The organism is Peptoniphilus catoniae (assembly GCF_901447155.2).
Taxonomy (GTDB): domain Bacteria; phylum Bacillota; class Clostridia; order Tissierellales; family Peptoniphilaceae; genus Peptoniphilus_E; species Peptoniphilus_E catoniae.
In genome coordinates this window covers 1-21270 of the sequence record NZ_LR588420.1, presented here as the reverse complement: position 1 = coordinate 21270, position 21270 = coordinate 1, and the positions used below count along the sequence as shown (strand labels likewise).

The following is a 21270-nucleotide window of genomic DNA, read 5'->3' as shown; positions in this document are numbered from 1 at the left end:
TACCTCCATAAACATTGTACCTTAAATAAGTACAAATAAAAGGTAAAATTGATTTATTTTATTTGAAGAGTTATCATAATATAGAGGAGGGATGAAATGAAAAGAACTTTCATTTTGACAGTACTTATATTTTGTTTAATTCCTACTTGCTTAAAGGCTTCAGAATACAAGGACATTCAAGGGCATTGGGCAAAAGAATACATAGATTATATGGACGATGAAGGACTTATTAACGGATTTGAGGATGGAAGCTTCAGACCTGATGAACCTATTAAAAAATCACAAATATATAAAATAATAAATAGAATTTTCAACTTTTCGGAAGAATCTGATCTTGACTATAAAGATAAGGACCTTTGGTATATAAAAGAGCTTAAAAGAGCGGTTAAGGCAGGATATATAAATTATGACAGAGATTTTAAAGACGATAATATAGAAAGAAAAGATTTTATAAATATTTTAGGAAGTATTTATGGATTATCAGATAAGGAGGATAACTATAGGTATTTTAATGACCTAGATACCCTTGACCCTTTGACTAAATCCTATATAGGAGCACTTTTAAAAGACGGAATAATTAAGGGATACGGTAATTCAAACCTAAAACCGAATTCAGGTCTTACAAGAGGAGAGGCCTCAAAAATTATCAGTTTAGCTATAAAAAAATATGGAAGAGAAGCTTTATATAAAATGGAAACTCCATCTAAGCCCCAGGGACCAAGTCAGGAGCTTTGTAATGAGTTGATATTTTTAGTTAACGATTCCAGAAATTTGAATCTTTCAAACTATAGTCAAGAAAGTGCACAAAGATTAAATGAAGCCATTGCAAAAGGAGAGAGAATTTTGTTGGCATCCTGGGCTACTGATTATGATGTAAGTGAGTCTATAAAGGAAATAAGAGAGGCAAGGGACTCTTTAAAAATAAAATTACAGGACCCCAGGCTTTTTATAAATGCAATAGACAGTTCGGGAAACCCTGTAGATGCAAACTACTATATTAACAATCAGCCATTTATAAGCGGCTCAACCTTAGAAAAGGGCAGATACCTATTAAAAGCTGTTTCCCCTTATGGATACCAAGCGACAAGCTATATAAATATGGACTCAGGGGATAAAAGCATAACTATAACCTTTGACGATGAAGGCTACAATGAAAGATTGGAGCTTATACTTAAAGAGCATTTAAGCTGCTCTAAGGGAAGATTTTTTAACAAAAATGAAAGGGTACAGGTTCAGATACATTCACCTGAGGGAATGAAACTGGATTATCTTTTAGTAAATGGTAGACCTAAGAGAACTCTTGACGAAGAATATAACTTTATAATAAAAGAAAACACAACTATAGAGGCTGTGTTTATAAAAAAAGAAGTTAATAATGAACCTTAAAAGGCTTCCTATTGCTGAAAAAAATATTAAAAGAACAGGCTCCACTTATATGTGAAGCCTGTTTTTTAATTAGTAGTATCTAATAGATGTTTTTCAATAACCCTTTTATAAAGAATTGCCACTATAGGAAGGGTAATTATAATTTCAGGTATCATAAAGGCATTATAGATTAGTGAATACAACCAAGGGGCTTGTCCTTCCGGTGCGTACATATAGAATATAAGCCAGCCGCTTAGGAAGTGGCAAAGGTATCTAAGCAACATAGCCAGAGTTGTACCGAAAAGAGCGGATTTAAGGTCCTTATTAAAAAAGCCGGCTATACCTAAAAGACCAAAGGCAAGGATATAGTCAAGAAGTATTGACCAGATACTAAGCGTAGCTTCTCCACCAAAGGCAAATTGTAAAAAGCCATAGGTGGTGCAAGCCAGCAAACCGTATTTGCCGCCCCAAATCAGACTAAAAATAATGACAGGTGCCATGCTTGCCGCTGTCACTGAGCCTCCCTGAGGCATTTGAAAAAATTTTACATAGGATAAAATTTGAGACATGGCAATCATAACTCCTGCCTGAGTTAAGATTCTTGTTTTTTTGTCCATAAAAAATCACCTTTCAAAGAATAGGTGAGAAGACAATCGCTACGCCGGCATTATCCGGATCAGCTCAAGGGTCGAATATTAATTCCTCTCAGCGTCTGCTCCCCTAAAATATTTTTTTAGGCATTTAAGATTTTAATTTCATAAAGATCTCTGTGCCTATCTAAATATTTTAACGCTTCTTCCTTATATTGTAAAGGTTCTTTTGAAAGAAGATCTTTAAATGCTTCTTTAATAGTTTTATCTTTTTCTCCTTCCTTAGCTATAAAGTAAAGAGCAAAGTTAAGAGTTCCAAGATCTCTAGGGTCTTTCATAGTGTCTGAAGAGCCCATTGCAGATAGTAGGTGAGCTTTAGCCTCCTCTAAGTTATTAAGTTTAATTTCAGTAAGTGTCATATAGGAGTCAAGTACTGTTCTCTTCCAGAAGGAGTCGAATTTGCCATACAAGCTATAGGCTAATTTAAAGTATTTTTTAGCATTTTCAATTTCATTTTTGGCAAAGTATGTTTTGCCTAAATTAATATAGAAAATTGAAAGGGATGAAAGGGCATTTTTATTTGTTGAAAGCTCAATCGCTTTTTTAAATCTTTCAACAGCGGCATCATAATCTCCATCCAGGGCCCTTAACTCACCTATATAATTATTTGCTGCAGCTATGTTAATTGAGTACCTGTCTGCAACCTCTTTGGTAACTGTAAGGGTGGTAATAGATTCATTAAGAAGTCTTTCAGCCATTATATAGTTACCTACCATTATATTATACAAGCCCTTGAGTCTTAGAAGAATACCTATTTCCTTGTGATAATTACACTTTACTGCAAGATCCAGTGCCAACTCTATATACTTAACCATTTCTTCAGGACTGTTGGTCTGAATATCATAGAAAATAATTTGCTTATAACTGTCAAGTACAAAATCTCTTTCTCCAATTTCCTCAGCTTTTCCTATAACGTATCTTATGTCGCTTAGACCTTCCTCATAATTACCTTCTCTTATAAGATAACGTCCCTTCATATAGAAAAACTCAATTTCAATTAAATTTAATTCTTCTGAAGGATAGGAGGACTTAAGCTGATTGAAATTTTCCGTAAGACTTTCAAACATTTCCCTAATTTGGTCTCTTGAAATATAAATATTGTCCTCTGAATCCTCCTGAACTGTAAGAATAGGAAAGAGCTCATGGGAAAAGCTTAAGTAATAATTAAGAGTTTCAATTTTATATCTGAAGGCCTTTAGAAGTTCTCCAGCTTTATCAAAGTGGTAAACAAGCTTTGAATAAAGGTAAGGGTTTTTCTTTTTATCAGAAAGCTTTTCTTCAAGAATTTCTCCAATTTTTTTATGGATAATCTTTTTCTTGGAATCAGGCTGAACCATATAAATATATTCTCTAAGCTTCGAGTGAGTGAAAACTATACTTATATTGTCGGATTTTGATATCTCTTTAATTATGTTTCTTTTTTCCAACTCCTCCAAAAATCCTATAACTTTAAATTCTGTCTGGCCGGTCAGTTGACAAATTATACCTATGTCAACCTTGTCGTAGAAAAAGCTCAGCATATTTAAAATATCCCTTTCTTCCTTAGACAGGTAAAGGAATCTGGACTTAAGAGTGTCCATCATTTCAGAGCTGAAAATATCAATGTCGTTATTTGACTTTAGAAGGTTCACATATTCTGCTAAAAAGAAAGTATTGCCTTCACTTTCTGAATAAATCTTTTTGGAAATTTTCTCGTCAATTTCCTTATCAGGTAGGGCCTTTTTAATAAAGTCCCAAGAATCTTCATAGTCAAATCTGCTAAGTTCGATTTTTTCAATTTTGTCGTATCTTTGGAGTGATGAAATTAAATTGTCCAGCTCTATGTTATACTGCTGTCTTGATGTTAAAAAGAAAAGAGCTTCGTTATTAAGGTGAAGCATAATTGAAGTTAAAAGCTTTATTGAAGTTTGATCCATCCACTGCATATCTTCAATTACTATAATCAACTTGTTGCTAAGACTGATTTTTTTAATAATCTCAATAACAGTTTGAGAAAGTATTTCCGAGCTTAAAGGTCCTTTGGACTCAAATACAGGCATTTCTATGTTGCTGTGACTTTCGTCATAATTTATATTATTTAAAGTATTGTTCCAAAAGCTTGAGATTTCTATTCCTTTATCCTTTAGGATTTCTTCAAGCCTATCAATAATTACAGATAAAGTCCTTAGTGAGTATCCTTGTTCAGCTTGATAGCAAAAAGCCTCTATAACTAAAAAATCCTTTTTTCGATTCTTAAGAACCTTGTTTTTTAAAAATGTTTTTCCTATTCCGGCTTCCCCTGACAGGTAAATGGATTTTGCAATACCCTCATCCTTAAAATTATTCAGTATGTTTTCAATATTTGCTATTTCCTTGTACCTTCCATAGAAAAATTGATCGGAAATTTTCTTCTTGGTATTAGATAAGTTTATTAACTCAATGGACTTATCGTAAATTTTTTTGGTTTCTGCATCAGGACTTACACCAAGCTCGTTGGATAAAAGCTTGGACAAGTCGTGATAGGTTTCTACAACCTTGCCGTTTCGCCCGGTTTTTTGATAAAACTTCATAAGAAGTCTGAAGTTTCTTTCATCAAACTCATCTATTTGAACAAGTCTGTTAATTCTTTGTTCTATATTATCGTAGTTTTCATTTTCAATGTCATTTTCGATTTTAAGATAAGCCTCTGAAGTAAACTTATCTTGAAAGGCACTTCTGTTATTCGTTATCCAGTACTCGTAAGATTCCGCTTCCTTTAAAAAGAAACCTTGTAGGAAATCCCCAGTGTATAAGTCAAGATTATTCTTAGGATCTCTGCTAAAAATATCCGTGTCGGACTGAATATCTATTTGATCATTAAGAACTAAAATAGATTTCTTTGGAGAAACGATAAAATCCACGTCTAGACATTTTTTTGCCTGATAAAGGGCGTTACGAAGATTTTTCTTTGCAATTTTTTCATTTTCATCAGGCCACAAAAGTCCTGCCATTTCATCTCTTGAAACTATTTTGTTTATGATTACATAATAGATTAGAGCGTTTATTTTGGCGTAGGGGAAAAAGACTTTTTCTCCATTTTTTAATATTTGCGGAACTCCGAATAATTTCGCGTAGATTTTCGCCATATATACATCCTTTCTAAATAAGTTATATATAAAATTAACTAAAAACTCCTTTATGTAAGTCTGCCTAAAAATAGACTATGAATAGGCAGATAATAATGCCCTCGATCTGACTATAAGTATAATTCAAGTAAAATTTAGTGTCAATAAACATGATTATAAATAAAGAATTTAAATATAAAAAGATAAAATTAAAAGTAAAATTTTGAAGCATAAGGCTATATAAAAGGGATTAGAGTAAAACAGTAGAAAATTATAAATTAAATAAATAGAGAAGCATAACCGTCTAAAAACCGCAGAATATTAATTTTATCATCTTAAGATTCTATATTAATTTCTAAAAATAAAATTAAGGATTAAGAAATAAACCTGCAATTTAATTTTATTTTTCTTGAAATTATTTAAAGTTAATGATAGTATTAAGGCAGAAATAAAATTTAAACAATTAATGTATTTAAACTTAGGGTTAGACGGAGAGGGATTTCCGCTTAGTGCTAAGTTGTATTTGTTTAATGGGATATTTTTAGAAGTTATAAAGTGATAACGTTTTTTTGATATCTGATTAAAGCACTGATGCTCTTATCCGTCTTTTTCTAGCAAGAGTTCTAATAAGACCTCTGTTTAATGTTTGGAATGGTGGCTTTGAAAACGATTTTATAACAAATTTATTGGTTTACAATCTTTTAAATTAGATAAATCTATTTTCTACATAAAATTATAAGTTAATTGTTTAGGTAATTACAAGCCTGTGCTTGTTTTTATATATTATATTAAGGAGGTACAAAAATGTTGTTATTTAATCCCGTGGTTATTTCGGTAATAGTAATGTGTGCACTTTGCCTTATTAAGTTCAACGTGCTTTTATCCATTCTAGTAGCTGCAATAGTTGCAGGCCTTACTGCCGGAATGCCTATTTATCAAGAAGGTGCAACTAATAATATTATCGAAGTGTTAATTGACGGAATGGGTGGAAACTCAGCTACGGCACTAAGTTATATATTATTGGGAGCTTTTGCTTACGGACTTGCAAAGTCAGGTCTTGGTACAATTTTATCCAAAAAACTTTCAAAGGTATTGGAAGGCAAAAAATTTGTAATGATATTTGCCCTTGCATTTATAGCTTGTTTTTCACAAAACTTGGTACCGGTACACATCGCATTTATTCCTATTTTGATCCCACCGCTACTACCTCTAATGAACAAGCTTAAAATAGACAGAAGAGCAGTGGCTTGCGCCCTTACCTTCGGTCTAAAAGCGCCTTATGTATCAATTCCTGTAGGATTTGGACTAATATTTCACCAAATACTTGAAGACAATATAACTCAATTTGGTATGGCAGTTACTATTAAGGATACTGCAAGTGTAATGTGGATAGGCGGAGCGTCAATGTTAGTAGGACTTGTTCTTACAGTGCTTCTTCTATACGGAAGAGACAGACATTATGAAGACCTACCTGTTCCCGGACAGGAAGAAGATCAAGGAGAAGTTAAAATGACCAAGGAAGCTTGGGGAGCACTTATAGGTTGCTTAGTTACAGTTGTTGTATCTATAATTACAACATCTCTACCTTACGCTGCAATTGCAGGACTTCTTACTATGGTTATTACAGGATGTATCAAATGGAAAGATATTGATGAAGTTATGAACGGCGGCATTGACATGATGGGCTTTATAGCTTTTGTAATGCTTGTTGCTGCAGGATATGGTAATGTATTAACTTCAAGTGGAGCAGTAGAATCTCTTGTAGAAACAGCTGCAGGCTATATGCAAGGATCACCGGCTGTATCAGCATTTATAATGCTTTTAATTGGACTTCTAATTACAATGGGTATAGGTACTTCATTTGGAACAATACCTATTATTGCTGCAATTTATGTTCCTTTATGTATGAAACTTGGCTTCTCACCACATGCAACAATACTTCTAATAGGTGTTGCGGCAGCTCTTGGAGATGCGGGATCACCGGCTTCAGACTCAACTCTTGGACCTACATCAGGACTTAATGCCGACGGTCAACACAATCACATTTGGGACACTTGCGTTCCTACCTTTATAGCCTTCGACGTATTCCTAATTATCGGTGGCGTAATAGGATCAATGATGCTTTAATTTAGGAAGAGAGGATTTTACATCTTATGTAAAATTGCACTTGTAAAATTCCGTTCTATTGGCTATTATTTTTTGTAGTAGAGTCGATAAAATGTTATTAATAATGAATGGGAGGAATTTGTATGGAAAAAGTTATATTAAACGGAGAAAACTTAACCCTTGAAGATGTCGTAGCAGTAGCTAGACAAGGAGCTAAAGTTGAAATCTCCAAAGATAGTATTGAAAAAGTAAAAAAATCAAGAGCTATAGTAGATGAAATAGTTGAAGAAGAAAGAGTTGTATACGGAGTTACAACAGGTTTCGGATCTCTAAGTGAAGTAAGCATTTCAAAAGAAGATTGCTCACAATTACAAGAAAACCTAATTCGTACTCACTCATCAGGATATGGCAATCCTTTATCAGAAGAAGAAGTAAAGGCAGTTATGCTTATTAGAATTAATTCTTTGGTAAAAGGTTATTCAGGAATCAGACTTGAAACAGTTCAAACAATTCTTGATATGCTTAACAAAGGTGTTGTTCCTCATATTCCTGAAAAAGGCTCAGTAGGAGCAAGTGGAGACTTAGCACCTTTAGCTCACATGGTACTTCCTATGCTTGGTCTTGGCCGTGCATATTATAAGGGAGAGTTAATGAGCGGCAAGGAAGCTATGGAAAAGGCAGGAGTTAAGGTAATTAAACTTGAAGCTAAAGAAGGACTTGCTTTAATTAACGGCACAACAGTTTTAACAGCAATAGGAGCTCTTGCAACTTATGATGCAATTAAACTTCTAAAATTAGCTGATATAGCAGGAGCACTTTCACTTGAAGCACATAGAGGTATAATAGATGCTTTCTATGAAAAACTTCATTTAATTCGTCCTCATAAGGGATGTCTTGCAACTGCTAAGAACTTTAGAGCACTTGTAGAAGGTTCAACCTTTATTACTCATACAGCTGAAATTAGAGTACAAGACGCTTATACCTTAAGATGCATGCCTCAAGTTCACGGAGCTAACAAAGATACAATTAACTATGTTAAAGAAAAAGTTGAAATTGAAATTAATGCCGGAACAGACAACCCAATAGTTACACCTGATGGAAATGTAATTTCAGGAGGTAACTTCCATGGAGAACCTATGGCACAACCTTTTGACTTTCTGGGAATCGCAGCATCAGAAATTGCAAACATAAGTGAAAGACGTGTTGAAAGACTTGTAAACCATCAACTTTCAGGTCTACCTTCTTTCCTAGTAAAGGAACCCGGACTAAACTCAGGTTTTATGATTACTCAATATGCAGCAGCAGCACTTGTATCAGAAAATAAAGTTCTTGCACACCCTGCATCTGTTGATTCAATTACTTCCTGCGAAAACCAAGAAGACTTTGTATCAATGGGAACTATAGCTGCAAGAAAAGCAAGAGAAATAATCAAAAACGCTCTAAGAGTAGTTGCAACCGAAACTATGGCTGCATGTCAAGCTATAGATTTTAGAGAAGAAGAAGGCTACAAACTAGGAGTAGGTACACAAGCAGCTTATGACGCATTTAGAAAAGAAGTTAAATTCATAGAAAAAGACAAAGACGTTGAAATCTATGACGAACTTGAAAAAGCAACTGAACTACTTGCAAATGACATTATACTTGAGGCAGTTGAAGCAAAGGTTAAACTTGATCTTCAATAATGTCTTGACAAAAGACAAGTAAATAGCTATATACTTATAACAAGAGGGGCTTATGCTCTTCTTGTTATAATTTTTTTAGGTAAGTTCTCTTGGAGGAAAAAAATGAATTTAAAACTTAATTTAGATAAAGATATTTTAATAAGAAAACTTTTAGCGGTAATTGTTGGAAATTTTTTGTGTGCTACCGCATTGGTAATTTTTCTAAAACCAAATAACTTAATTCCTGCAGGAGTTTTGGGTATGAGTACCCTTATAAGTCACGTAACCGGTATATCAATATCAATTCTTATACTTGCTATAAATTTACCTCTAGTACTGTTAGGGTTAAAATTTTTACCTAAAAAATTTATGGTTTTTTCAATGATGTCTGTATTTGTAGTATCTTTTTATGTTGGGCTTATATCCAAGGCACTACCTGTTGGATTTAAGTTTACAGATAACATACTCCTTGCCTGTATATTCGGCGGCAGTTTAAATGGTTTGGGCATGGGCATAACTTTAAGAAACGGAACCTCCACGGGAGGATTTGATATAATTGCTGCATTTATAAAATCAAGATTTAACATTAAAATAGGTAGCATTTTAATGACTATTAACTTTATACTTATAACTATTTCAGGATTTATATTTAGTTTTGATGAAGCAATGTTTACATTAATAGCCTTATTTGTAGGCTATCAAGTGTCCGATGCGGTTCAACTGGGAGTAGGAAAACAAAAGCAGGTACTTATAGTTTCAGGAAAACATGAGGACATAAAAAATGAAATTTATAATAATATGAGAAGGGGAATTACCTATATTGACGGCGAAGGCGGTTACAAGCATAATCAGGTTAAGATAATATTTATTATATGCTCCTCAAGAGAACTTGTAACTGTAAAGGCAATAGTAAAAAAAGTTGACCCTTCATCGTTTATGGCAGTAACTGAAACAAGTGAAATAATGGGATCCGGATTTAGAAAAATAGAAATTTAATAATAAGGAATTATAGAAGACTTATATTATAAAATATAGGTCTTTTTTATTTATTTAAAATTAATTTATTTAATAAAGGCGGTAATTAAATTGCCTGAAAATTAAATATTTATTTTGTTAAGAATATATTCTTAAAATGTTTGATGTTCTTGCAATATATGTTATAATAATAAATTGCATATAATAAAATAAACTGGTGTAGTATTCTCTAAATTAGGTAGCAGACACTTATTTAGAAATTAAGGGGTGAAAAAAATGGTGCATCCTGTAAAGTATGGAGTTCGAGAAAGAATGAGTTTTTCTCGAATACCGGAGGTACTTTCAATACCGAATCTAATTGAGGTTCAGACATCTTCCTTTGAATGGCTTTTAAAAAGTGGACTTAAGGAAGTTTTTGATGACGTATCTCCAATTGAGGATTATTCCGGGAATTTAATTTTAGAGTTTGTCGATTATTATTTATCAGATGAAATTAAATACACTATAGACGAGGCAAAAGAAAGAGATACTAATTATTCGGCACCTTTAAAGGTAAAGGTAAGGTTAATTAATACCGAAACCGGAGAAGTTAAAGAGCAAGAGGTATTTATGGGGGACTTACCCCTTATGACGCCTACAGGCACCTTTGTAATTAACGGTGCGGAACGTGTTGTAGTATCACAACTTGTAAGAAGTCCTGGAGCCTACTATAAAGGCGAGACCGATAAGGCCGGAGATGATTTGTTTTCTTCAACCTTAATACCTAACAGAGGAGCATGGTTAGAATTTGAAACCGATGCTCAAGGGGTTATTAATGTAAGAATTGACAGGGCTAGAAAAATACCTGCAACTATTTTGCTTAGAGCAATAGGAATAGAATCAAATCAACAAATCACAGAACTTTTAGGGGAAAGCGAACAATTAAGTAAGACCTTTGAAAAAGATTCTACAACTAACAAAACAGAAGCTTTAATTGAAATTTATAAAAAGTTAAGGCCGGGAGAGCCTCCAACAATTGATTCGGCAACATCACTTTTTGAAAACATGTTTTTCGATAATAGAAGATATGATCTTGCTCATGTGGGAAGGTATAAATTCAACAAAAAACTCGGTATATCTGCAAGAATTGCAAACCATTATGCTAAAGATGATATTGTTCATCCTAAGACCGGGGAAATTCTTGTTGAAAAGGAACAGCTTATAACTGAAGAGAAAGCTCAAGAAATTGAAAGAGCCGGAATTAACGAAATTATAGTTACAATTAAGGCCCAAAGGGAATACGAAGAAGATAGGGACGTAAAAGTTGTAGGTAATAATTTTGCTTATGTAGATGAAAAAGATCTTGGCTTCAGCTTAAGAGATCTCGGGCTAAAAGAAAAAGTTTATCTTCCTTTATTTAATCAATTACATGATGAGTTTTCAGAAAATGAGGAAGAATTTAAAAATGAAATTAAAAAGAATATTAAGATATTAAGTCCTAAACATATAATTATAGATGATATTATTTCAGCTGTTTCATATGAATTCGGACTTTTCCAAGGGATAGGAACCGTAGATGACATCGACCATCTAGGCAACAGAAGAATAAGATCAGTGGGAGAGCTTTTGCAAAATCAATTTAGAATCGGAGTATCAAGAATGGAACGTGTTATTCGTGAAAGAATGACAGTTCAAGATGTTGATGCAACAACTCCCCAATCCCTAATTAATATAAGACCTGTAACTGCGGCGATTAAAGAATTTTTCGGTTCGTCACAATTATCACAATTTATGGATCAAAATAACCCTCTATCAGAATTAACTCACAAAAGAAGGTTGTCTGCACTTGGACCTGGTGGGCTAAGCAGAGATAGAGCAGGATTTGAAGTGCGTGATGTCCATAACTCACACTATGGAAGAATGTGTCCTATAGAAACCCCTGAAGGACCAAACATAGGTCTTATAACCTCTCTTACAACTTATGCAAGAATTAACGAGTATGGTTTTATAGAAACACCTTACAGAAAGGTAAAGGTTGGAGAGGGAATTGTAACAGATGAAATAGAATATATTACAGCGGATGTAGAATATAAACAAATTATTGCCCAATCAAATGAACAGCTTGACGAAAACGGCAAATTTGTAAATGACAGGGTTGTAGCAAGAGGTTACGAGGGAGTAGTAGATATATTTGACTCAAAAAGCGTAACCTATATGGATGTATCCCCTCAACAAATTGTTGCTGTAGGTACATCTATGATACCTTTTCTTGAAAATGACGACGCAAACAGAGCTTTAATGGGAGCCAACATGCAACGTCAGGCTGTACCTTTGTTAAAAACTGAAGCACCTATAATAGGTACGGGAATTGAATACAGAGCGGCAAAGGATTCAGGAGTAGTCGTTGTTGCACCTTGCGATGGAGAAATTACAAAAGTCGATTCAGATCATATATTTTTAAAGGATGACTCAGACGGAAATACAAAAGAGTTTAAGCTTCATAAGTTTGTCGGAGGTAACCAAGGCACCACTATAAACCAAAGACCTATAGTAAAAATGGGTCAAAAGGTGAAAAAGGGCGATGTAATAGCTGACGGACCTTCAACAGATATGGGAGAAATGGCTCTTGGTAAAAATATTTTAATTGCTTTTATGAACTGGGAAGGATACAACTATGAAGATGCGGTTCTTGTTAACCAAGAACTTGTAATAGATGATACCCTTACTTCACTTCATATAGAAGAGTATGAATCTGAGGCGAGAGATACAAAGCTTGGAGCAGAAGAAATAACAAGAGATATTCCTAATGTCGGAGATGATATGCTAAAAGATCTTGACGAAAGAGGAATAATAAGAGTAGGAGCAGAAGTAAAGCCTAACAGTATTTTAGTAGGCAAGGTTACTCCTAAGGGAGAAACCGAGCTTTCAGCTGAAGAAAGACTGCTTAGAGCTATTTTCGGCGAAAAAGCCAGGGAAGTAAGAGATGCATCTCTAAGACTTCCTCATGGAGAATCCGGAATCGTAGTAGATGTTAAGACCTTTACCAGAGCTGCGGGAGATGAGCTTCAACCTGGAGTAAATGAAATGGTAAGAGTTTTTGTAGCAACAAAGAGAAAAATCCAAGTTGGAGACAAAATGTGCGGTCGTCATGGTAATAAGGGTGTAATTTCAAGAGTGCTTCCTAAGGAAGATATGCCTTATATGCCTGACGGAACACCTATACAAATAGTACTTAACCCCTTAGGGGTACCTTCACGTATGAATCTTGGTCAGGTACTTGAGGTTCATCTTGGACTTGCTGCTAAAAAGCTTGGATGGCACGTTGCGACACCTGTATTTGACGGTGCCAACGAGCAGGATATTATAGATTCTTTAAAGCTTGCAGGATACCCTGAAGACGGAAAAATTCAACTAAGAGATGGAAGAACCGGAGAAAACTTTGATCACCCGGTAACTGTAGGTTATATGTATATGCTTAAGCTTCACCACTTAGTTGATGAAAAAATCCATGCCAGATCCATTGGTCCTTATTCTCTTGTAACACAACAACCTCTTGGAGGAAAAGCTCAATTTGGTGGACAAAGATTTGGAGAGATGGAAGTTTGGGCCCTTGAAGCTTATGGAGCATCCTATACTCTTCAAGAAATGCTTACAGTAAAAAGTGACGATATAGTAGGTAGGGTTAAAACCTATGAAGCTATTATTAAGGGAGAAGATATACCTCAACCTGGAGTTCCTGAATCATTTAAGGTTCTTATTAAGGAACTTGAATCCTTGGCACTTCAAATAAAGGTACTTGATGAAGAAGGAAATGAAGTAGATTTACAATCAGATGATGATGATTTAGATAGAATAGATAACATTTCTGATAATGGCAACAATGCACAAAGTGATAAATTAGGAGAAAATTCTGAATCAAGCACTTCAGCTATTAGAAAAATATCAAATAATTCAGATGCTTATGATTCTGATGACTATGATGAACAAGAAGATTATGAGGATAGCTTCAATGAAGGTTTTTCAATAGAAGAACCTGAAGATTACGATGAGTGATTTACCGAGGAAAGGAGAGGTGCTCCTTGAGCGAACACGAATTATTCAATTCAATAAAAATCGGTTTAGCATCTCCTGAAAAGATCAGACAATGGTCTTATGGAGAAGTAAAAAAACCGGAAACAATTAACTATAGAACATTAAAACCGGAAAAAGAAGGATTATTTTGCGAAAAGATTTTTGGACCTACCAAGGACTGGGAATGTAATTGCGGAAAATATAAAAGAGTAAGATACAAGGGAGTAGTCTGCGAAAAATGTGGCGTTGAGGTAACAAAGGCGAAGGTTCGTCGCGAGAGAATGGGTCACATTGAGTTGGCGGCTCCGGTATCACACATTTGGTACTTTAAAGGCATACCATCAAGAATGGGCCTTGTACTTGACATGAGCCCAAGGGCTCTTGAAAAGATACTTTACTTTGCAGCCTTTGTAGTAACTAAGGTAGAAGCAGGAGAAACTCCACTTTACGTTAAGCAGATTCTCACAGAAACTGAATATAGAGAGTATAAGAGAGAGTTTGGAGATAAGTTTACTGCAAAAATGGGTGCTGAAGCGGTAAAAGATCTTCTTTTGGACATAGATCTTGAAGCTGAATCTAAAAGTCTAACAGAGGAGCTTGAAGGGGCAACAGGTCAAAAGAAGGTTAGAATTTCAAGAAGACTTGAAGTTATAGAAGCCTTTATACAATCACACAACAAACCTGAATGGATGATACTGGATGCAATCCCTGTAATTCCGCCTGATTTAAGACCTATGGTTCAATTAGATGGAGGCAGATTTGCCACATCTGACTTAAATGATTTATACAGAAGAATAATTAACAGAAACAATAGACTTAAAAAACTTTTGGACATAAATGCACCGGATATAATAGTAAGAAATGAAAAGAGAATGCTTCAAGAAGCAGTAGATGCTCTAATTGATAACGGAAGAAGAGGTAGACCTGTTACAGGACCTGGAAACAGACCATTAAAATCTCTATCTGAGATGCTAAAGGGTAAGCAAGGTCGTTTTAGACAAAATCTTTTAGGTAAACGTGTAGACTATTCAGGCCGTTCAGTAATAGTTGTAGGCCCTGAACTTAAATTTTACCAATGCGGCTTGCCTAGAAATATGGCTCTTGAACTTTTCAAACCTTTTGTTATGAAGGAACTTGTAGCACAAGGTCATGCTCACAATATAAAATCCGCTAAAAGAATAGTTGAGAAGGGAAAGTCCGAGGTTTGGGACGTTCTTGAAGAAGTAATTAAGGATCATCCGGTTCTGTTAAACCGAGCTCCAACCTTGCATAGATTAGGTATTCAAGCCTTTGAACCTGTTCTTGTAGAAGGTAAATCCATAAAACTTCATCCCTTGGCTTGTACAGCCTATAATGCCGACTTTGACGGAGACCAAATGGCAGTCCATCTTCCTCTTTCAACAGAAGCACAGGCTGAAGCGAGACTTTTAATGCTTTCAACTAATAATATTTTGGCACTTAAAGACGGAAAGCCTATTACAACACCTACTCAAGACATGGTACTTGGATGCTATTATTTAACAGTTGATACAAAGCAAACAGGACTAAAGGGAGAAGGCATGATATTCACAGACTTTGACGAGCTTATGCACGCTTATTATTCACATAAGCTGAGCTTACACGCAAAAGTTGGAGTTAGAATATTTGCAGGTGAAGATGACAAGCTTGGTAAAATAGTTTATTCACAAGCAGGAAGATTTATATTTAATTCCTTTATACCTCAGGACCTTGGCTTTGTTGATAGAAGCAAGGATAAATATTCCCTTGAAATAGATGATGTAATAGACAAAAAATATCTTGGAAGAATAATAGAAAAAACCTACAAGAAACATGGAAATATAAAAACAGCCGAACTTCTTGATTCAATTAAATCAACGGGGTATCACTACTCTACGGTAGGCGCAATATCAATATCCATGTCCGACATTCAAATTCCTGAAACTAAGCAGGAAATATTGGATAAGGCTCAAAAAGAAGTAAATAAATACGAAAAAGTATTTAGAAGAGGATTTATTTCTGACGAAGAACGTTATGAAAAGGTAATACAAATTTGGAACGATGCTACAGAAGAATTAACTGATGAGGTTATGGCAGGATTTGATAAACTCAATAATATTTATATTATGGCGGACTCAGGAGCCAGAGGTTCCAAAAACCAAATAAGACAGCTTGCAGGTATGCGTGGGCTTATGGCATCTCCATCAGGAAAGACCATAGAAGTTCCGATTACCTCAAACTTCCGCGAAGGGCTTTCAGTATTGGAATTTTACATGTCAGCCCACGGTTCCAGAAAAGGACTTGCCGATACAGCTATTAGAACAGCCGATTCAGGATATTTGACTCGTAGACTGGTAGATGTATCTCAACAGGTAATTGTTAAGGAAGAAGATTGCGGAACTGATGAATATATAACTGTAAAAGACTTTAAAGATGGAAATGAAATAATTGAAAAATTAAAGGACAGAATAGAAGGCAGATTCTCTGCAGGAGAAATAAAGAATCCTACTACCGGCGAAGTAATTGTTGAAAACAACCAAGAAATTACAGATGAAATAGCTGAAAAAATTGAGGCTGCCGGAATAAAGGAAGTTAAAGTAAGATCAGTTTTAGGCTGTAAATGTAAAGACGGAGTATGTATCCATTGTTACGGCAGAAACTTAGCTACAGGCAATAAGGTAGGAATAGGAGAAGCCGTAGGGGTAATAGCTGCTCAGTCCATTGGAGAACCTGGTACTCAGCTTACTATGCGTACCTTCCATACAGGAGGAGTTGCATCAGCAGCAGATATTACACAAGGTTTGCCACGTGTTGAAGAGCTTTTTGAAGCAAGAAAGCCTAAGGGTTTAGCAGTAATTGCTGAAATTGACGGAACAGTCTCAATTAAAGAGCAAAACAACAAACGTGAAGTAACAATTACAAATGAGAGCGGAGAAGCTCAGACCTATAATATAGTTTATGGTTCAAGGCTTAAAGTAAAAGAAGGCGACGTTGTTGAAAAAGGTCAAGAACTTACACAAGGCTCAGTTTACCCACAAGACCTTTTAAGGGTAAAAGGTGTAAAGGGAGTAGAAGAATATATAGTCAAGGAAGTACAAAGAGTATATAGACTTCAAGGGGTAGACATTAACGATAAGCATATAGAAATTATTGTAAGGCAAATGCTCTCCAAGTATAAGGTTCTTGACTCAGGAGATAGCAAATTCTTGCCAGGATCCCTTGTAGATTCAGCAGAGTTTAAGGCCGAAAACAAGAAGCTGGAAGAAAAAGGGCTTGCACCTGCAGAGGGAGAACAAACTCTTTTAGGTATAACCAAGGCTTCCCTTGCAACGGATTCCTTCCTTTCAGCAGCATCTTTCCAAGAAACCACCAGAGTTTTGACAGATGCGGCCATAAAAGGTAAAGAGGATTTTCTTGCAGGCTTAAAGGAAAATATAATAATAGGACAGCTTATACCTGCAGGTACAGGAGTAAGAAAGAACAAGAAAGTGCAAGTTGCCATTAGCGATGAGCTAAAGGAAAATTACATGCTTCTTGAAGACTCAGAAGTTCTTGATACAAAGGCTATTGATAAAGAAGAAGTAGAAGCAACTGAATAAGATAAAAGAAAAAGGGGAGGGCAACCTCTCTTTTTCTTTTGTATGTCAATGAATATATATTCTCTACCTTACTCTAAGTAGGTTGTTGATTAGATTAAAATTTAAAGTATGAATAAATTAAGAATATGTTATTTTAAAAAGAAATATCCTTTAAAAATTTATTTGATTTTAAAAATAATAGATGTAAAATATAAGGGTAAAAGTCACTAAATAAACTTATTGACTTAAAATGCTTGAAATGATAGAATATTACAGTATCTGAAATATTTAGACTACCTTTTAACCAGGTAGTTTTAATTATGTAAGGATAGGAGGTGCTCATTTGAATAAGGTAGTGGGCACGAACCAAGTAAGAAAAGCAGTAACAAAAGGATTGGCAAAAGAAGTTTTCATAGCTGAAAATACTGACAGATTTTTAAAAGAAAGTCTTGTAGACTTATGCGAAAAGCATAAGGTTGAAATTAAGTATTTAGACAGTAAAAAAGAATTGGGAAAACTTTTTGGAATAGGTATTAATGCTGCTACTGCGGCAATATTAATATAAATATATTTAAGGAGGTGCGTGAATGCCTACAATTAATCAACTAATAAGAAACAGCAGAAAGAAAATTACAACAAAATCAAAATCACCAGCACTTGATGTAAACTATGACGTTCTTAAGAAAGAAGAAACCAAGGTTAACTCCCCTCAAAAAAGAGGTGTTTGTGTAGCGGTTAGAACAGTTACACCTAAGAAGCCTAACTCAGCACTTAGAAAAGTAGCCAGAGTTCGTTTAACAAACGGATATGAAGTAATGGCTTACATTCCAGGAATAGGACATAACCTACAGGAACACAGTGTTGTGCTTATTCGTGGAGGAAGAGTAAAAGATCTTCCGGGTGTTAGATATCACATCATCAGAGGAACACTTGATACAGCTGGAGTAGATGCTAGAAGACAAGCTAGATCTAAATACGGTACTAAAAGACCAAAGAATTAATTTGATTTTAATGCGTATATATAGATTTTTGGCTTTACGGACAAAACCGAGTACCAATGAATCGACTATATAGTTAAGGAGGGAAGTTTATGCCAAGAAAAGGACATATTCAAAAAAGGGAAGTAATGGCTGATCCTAAATATGATAATGTCGTAGTAACAAAGCTTATTAATAATGTAATGTTAGACGGCAAAAAGGGAACAGCCCAAAGAATAGTATATGGAGCCTTTGATTTCATAAGTGAATCAACAGGACAAGATGCCATAGAAGTATTTGAAAAGGCCTTAAACAATGTAATGCCCGTACTTGAAGTAAAGGGTAGAAGAATTGGGGGAGCAACCTACCAAGTACCTATGGAGGTTAGACCTGAAAGACGCCAAACACTTGGACTTAGATGGTTAGTAAGATATGCAAGGGCTAGAGGAGAAAGAACCATGTCTCAAAGACTTGCAAAAGAAATACTTGACGCATCTAACAGTTTAGGCGGCAGTGTGAAGAGAAAAGAAGAAATGCACAGAACGGCAGAAGCCAACAAGGCATTTGCTCACTATAGATGGTAAAAGGGGGATAGCCGAATGGCTCGTGCAATACCACTAGATAAAGTTAGAAATATAGGTATCATGGCACACATTGATGCCGGAAAAACAACAACTACAGAACGTATTCTGTATTATACCGGAAAAATTCACAAAATCGGTGAAACCCACGAAGGTGCGGCACAAATGGACTGGATGGAGCAAGAGCAGGAAAGAGGTATAACAATTACCTCTGCAGCTACTACAGCCTTCTGGAAAGGATACAGACTTAACATTATAGACACTCCGGGACACGTTGACTTTACAGTAGAAGTAGAAAGGTCTTTAAGAGTTCTTGATGGAGCTGTAGCTCTATTTGACGCCAAAAGCGGGGTAGAACCACAATCTGAAACAGTTTGGAGACAAGCTGACAAATATAAAGTTCCAAGAATCGCCCATATCAACAAAATGGACGTTACAGGAGCTGACTTTTTCAGATCAGTACAAACTATAGATAAAAAATTACAAGGTAACCCGGTACCAATTCAAATTCCAATGGGAGCAGAAGAAAACTTTATAGGAATGATAGATTTGGTTGAAATGGTTGCTGAAGTATATAAGAACCAAGACGGAACAGAAATTGAAATAACAGATATTCCGCAAGATTACCTTGAAATGGCTGAAAAATACAGAGAAGAGCTAATTGAAAAGGTATCAGAATTTGATGAAGACCTTATGATGGCTTATCTTGAAGGCGAAGAAGTAACAGATGAGGCTATTAAAAGGGCTATAAGAACAGGTACACTTGCAGTTAAAATGACACCTGTAACTTGCGGTTCATCCTATAAAAATAAGGGAGTACAACTACTTCTTGATGCTATAATTGACTACCTACCATCACCTATAGATATACCGGCAATAGTAGGTACAGCAGTGGATGATCCCGATGTAGAAGTAGATAGACACGCGTCAGATGACGAACCACTTTCAGCCCTTGCCTTTAAAATAGTAACAGACCCTTATGTAGGTAAACTTGCATACTTCAGAGTTTACTCAGGAGTGCTTAAAGCAGGATCATATGTTTACAACTCATCAAAAGGCAAAAGAGAAAGAATTGGACGTATACTTTTAATGCATGCCAATAAGAGAGAAGAAGTTGAAGAAGTATATGCAGGAGAAATTGCTGCAGCAGTAGGACTTAAAGAAACAGGCACAGGAGATACATTATGTGATGAAAAAGAACCTGTACTTCTTGAAAGTATGGAATTCCCTGAACCTGTAATTTCAGTAGCAATAGAACCTAAGACCAAAGCATCACAAGATAAAATGGCAATAGCACTTCAAAAACTTGCAGAAGAAGATCCTACCTTCAAAACCTATACAGATGAAGAAACAGGACAAACAATAATTGCCGGAATGGGAGAGCTTCACCTTGACATTATCGTAGACAGAATGTTAAGAGAATTTAAGGTAGAAGCAAACATAGGTAACCCACAAGTATCCTACAGAGAATCAATTACAAAGCCTGCAGAAGGAGAAGGAAAATACGTACGTCAATCAGGCGGTCGTGGTCAATACGGACACGCTAAGATTAAGGTAGAACCCCTTGAACCAGGTAGCGGATTTGTATTTGAAAATGCAATTGTTGGAGGAGCAATACCAAAAGAATTTATTGGACCAACCCAACAAGGTATTGAAGAAGCACTTCAATCAGGTGTACTTGGAGGATACGAAGTACTTGATATAAAAGTAACCCTATATGACGGTTCCTTCCACGATGTAGACTCATCAGAAATGGCATTTAAAATAGCCGGATCAATGGCTTTAAGAGATGCTCTTCAAAACGGAGATCCTATACTTCTTGAACCTATGATGAAAGTTGAAATTACAACACCTGAAGAATATATGGGCGATGTAATTGGAGACATTAACTCAAGAAGAGGAAGAATGGAAGGTATGGAATTAGTTGGAAATGCTCAAATAGTGACTTGTTACGTACCCCTTGCAGAAATGTTTGGATATGCAACAGCACTACGTTCAAATACGCAAGGAAGAGCAACTTATTCAATGCAATTCGATCACTACGAACAAGTACCTAACTCAATAAAAGAAGAAGTACTTGATGGAAAAAATAAAAATTAATCCTTAGGAGGTTTATAATAATGGCAAAAGCAAAATTTGAAAGAACCAAACCACACGTAAACATAGGAACAATCGGACACGTAGACCACGGTAAAACAACCCTAACAGCAGCAATAACCCTAATAATGAACAAAAGATACGGCGGAG

13 protein-coding genes are annotated in these 21270 nt (G+C 35.3%); 11 read left to right on the top strand and 2 right to left on the bottom strand.

Annotation, left to right across the window (positions count from 1 at the left end):
- The first annotated feature begins 96 nt into the window (after nt 1–96).
- The gene (locus PEPCATONIAE_RS08245) at nt 97–1386 is read left to right on the top strand and encodes an S-layer homology domain-containing protein (RefSeq protein ID WP_138160668.1); all 1290 of its coding nucleotides are present in this window, start codon (nt 97–99) and stop codon (nt 1384–1386) included.
- Nucleotides 1387–1451: 65 nt separating this feature from the next.
- On the opposite strand, the gene thiT is transcribed toward PEPCATONIAE_RS08245, so the two are convergent.
- Nucleotides 1452–1982, bottom strand: a complete 531-nt coding sequence (gene thiT, locus PEPCATONIAE_RS08240; RefSeq protein WP_138160667.1) for an energy-coupled thiamine transporter ThiT — start codon at nt 1980–1982, stop codon at nt 1452–1454.
- 116 nt (nt 1983–2098) lie between these two features.
- A complete protein-coding gene (locus PEPCATONIAE_RS08235) occupies nt 2099–5119 on the bottom strand; it encodes an ATP-binding protein (RefSeq protein ID WP_138160666.1) in 3021 nt (1006 codons plus the stop codon).
- A 783-nt stretch (nt 5120–5902) separates the two neighbouring features.
- Here PEPCATONIAE_RS08235 and PEPCATONIAE_RS08230 point away from each other — a divergent pair.
- From PEPCATONIAE_RS08230 to PEPCATONIAE_RS08185, 10 genes are all read left to right on the top strand, one after another.
- Nucleotides 5903–7225: a Na+/H+ antiporter family protein gene (locus PEPCATONIAE_RS08230; RefSeq protein WP_138160665.1), complete on the top strand. Its 1323-nt coding sequence runs from the start codon at nt 5903–5905 to the stop codon at nt 7223–7225.
- A 122-nt stretch (nt 7226–7347) separates the two neighbouring features.
- Nucleotides 7348–8886 carry a histidine ammonia-lyase gene (gene hutH, locus PEPCATONIAE_RS08225; protein WP_138160664.1) on the top strand — a complete coding sequence of 513 codons (1539 nt, stop codon included), beginning with the start codon at nt 7348–7350 and terminating at the stop codon, nt 8884–8886.
- Between the two features lie 102 nt (nt 8887–8988).
- Entirely contained in the window at nt 8989–9861 is an 873-nt protein-coding gene (locus PEPCATONIAE_RS08220) for a YitT family protein (protein WP_138160663.1), read from the top strand.
- Nucleotides 9862–10116: 255 nt separating this feature from the next.
- Nucleotides 10117–13872, top strand: a complete 3756-nt coding sequence (gene rpoB, locus PEPCATONIAE_RS08215) for a DNA-directed RNA polymerase subunit beta (RefSeq protein ID WP_138160662.1) — start codon at nt 10117–10119, stop codon at nt 13870–13872.
- A 26-nt stretch (nt 13873–13898) separates the two neighbouring features.
- On the top strand, nt 13899–17486 hold the full coding sequence (rpoC, locus tag PEPCATONIAE_RS08210) for a DNA-directed RNA polymerase subunit beta' (protein WP_138160661.1): 3588 nt from the start codon (nt 13899–13901) through the stop codon (nt 17484–17486).
- A gap of 322 nt (nt 17487–17808) precedes the next feature.
- Complete coding sequence (locus tag PEPCATONIAE_RS08205) at nt 17809–18030, top strand: L7Ae/L30e/S12e/Gadd45 family ribosomal protein (RefSeq protein ID WP_180339383.1); 222 nt, start codon at nt 17809–17811, stop codon at nt 18028–18030.
- 22 nt (nt 18031–18052) lie between these two features.
- Complete coding sequence (gene rpsL / locus PEPCATONIAE_RS08200) at nt 18053–18466, top strand: 30S ribosomal protein S12 (protein ID WP_138160659.1); 414 nt, start codon at nt 18053–18055, stop codon at nt 18464–18466.
- Nucleotides 18467–18555: 89 nt separating this feature from the next.
- Nucleotides 18556–19026 (top strand): 30S ribosomal protein S7, encoded by a 471-nt coding sequence (gene rpsG, locus PEPCATONIAE_RS08195; RefSeq protein WP_138160658.1) that lies wholly within the window; start codon nt 18556–18558, stop codon nt 19024–19026.
- A 15-nt stretch (nt 19027–19041) separates the two neighbouring features.
- Nucleotides 19042–21123 carry an elongation factor G gene (fusA, locus tag PEPCATONIAE_RS08190; protein WP_138160657.1) on the top strand — a complete coding sequence of 694 codons (2082 nt, stop codon included), beginning with the start codon at nt 19042–19044 and terminating at the stop codon, nt 21121–21123.
- Nucleotides 21124–21143: 20 nt separating this feature from the next.
- Nucleotides 21144–21270, top strand: a 127-nt coding sequence (locus PEPCATONIAE_RS08185) for a GTP-binding protein (protein WP_246060462.1), incomplete at its 3' end; no start/stop codon positions are given.

Excerpts from the sequence above, each read along its gene's own strand:
- PEPCATONIAE_RS08245 (WP_138160668.1), top strand. The coding sequence starts at position 97 with ATGAAAAGAACTTTCATTTTGACAGTACTTATATTTTGTTTAATTCCT.
- thiT (WP_138160667.1), bottom strand. The coding sequence starts at position 1,982 with ATGGACAAAAAAACAAGAATCTTAACTCAGGCAGGAGTTATGATTGCC.
- PEPCATONIAE_RS08235 (WP_138160666.1), bottom strand. The coding sequence starts at position 5,119 with ATGGCGAAAATCTACGCGAAATTATTCGGAGTTCCGCAAATATTAAAA.
- PEPCATONIAE_RS08230 (WP_138160665.1), top strand. The coding sequence starts at position 5,903 with ATGTTGTTATTTAATCCCGTGGTTATTTCGGTAATAGTAATGTGTGCA.
- hutH (WP_138160664.1), top strand. The coding sequence starts at position 7,348 with ATGGAAAAAGTTATATTAAACGGAGAAAACTTAACCCTTGAAGATGTC.
- PEPCATONIAE_RS08220 (WP_138160663.1), top strand. The coding sequence starts at position 8,989 with ATGAATTTAAAACTTAATTTAGATAAAGATATTTTAATAAGAAAACTT.
- rpoB (WP_138160662.1), top strand. The coding sequence starts at position 10,117 with ATGGTGCATCCTGTAAAGTATGGAGTTCGAGAAAGAATGAGTTTTTCT.
- rpsL (WP_138160659.1), top strand. The coding sequence starts at position 18,053 with ATGCCTACAATTAATCAACTAATAAGAAACAGCAGAAAGAAAATTACA.
- rpsG (WP_138160658.1), top strand. The coding sequence starts at position 18,556 with ATGCCAAGAAAAGGACATATTCAAAAAAGGGAAGTAATGGCTGATCCT.
- fusA (WP_138160657.1), top strand. The coding sequence starts at position 19,042 with ATGGCTCGTGCAATACCACTAGATAAAGTTAGAAATATAGGTATCATG.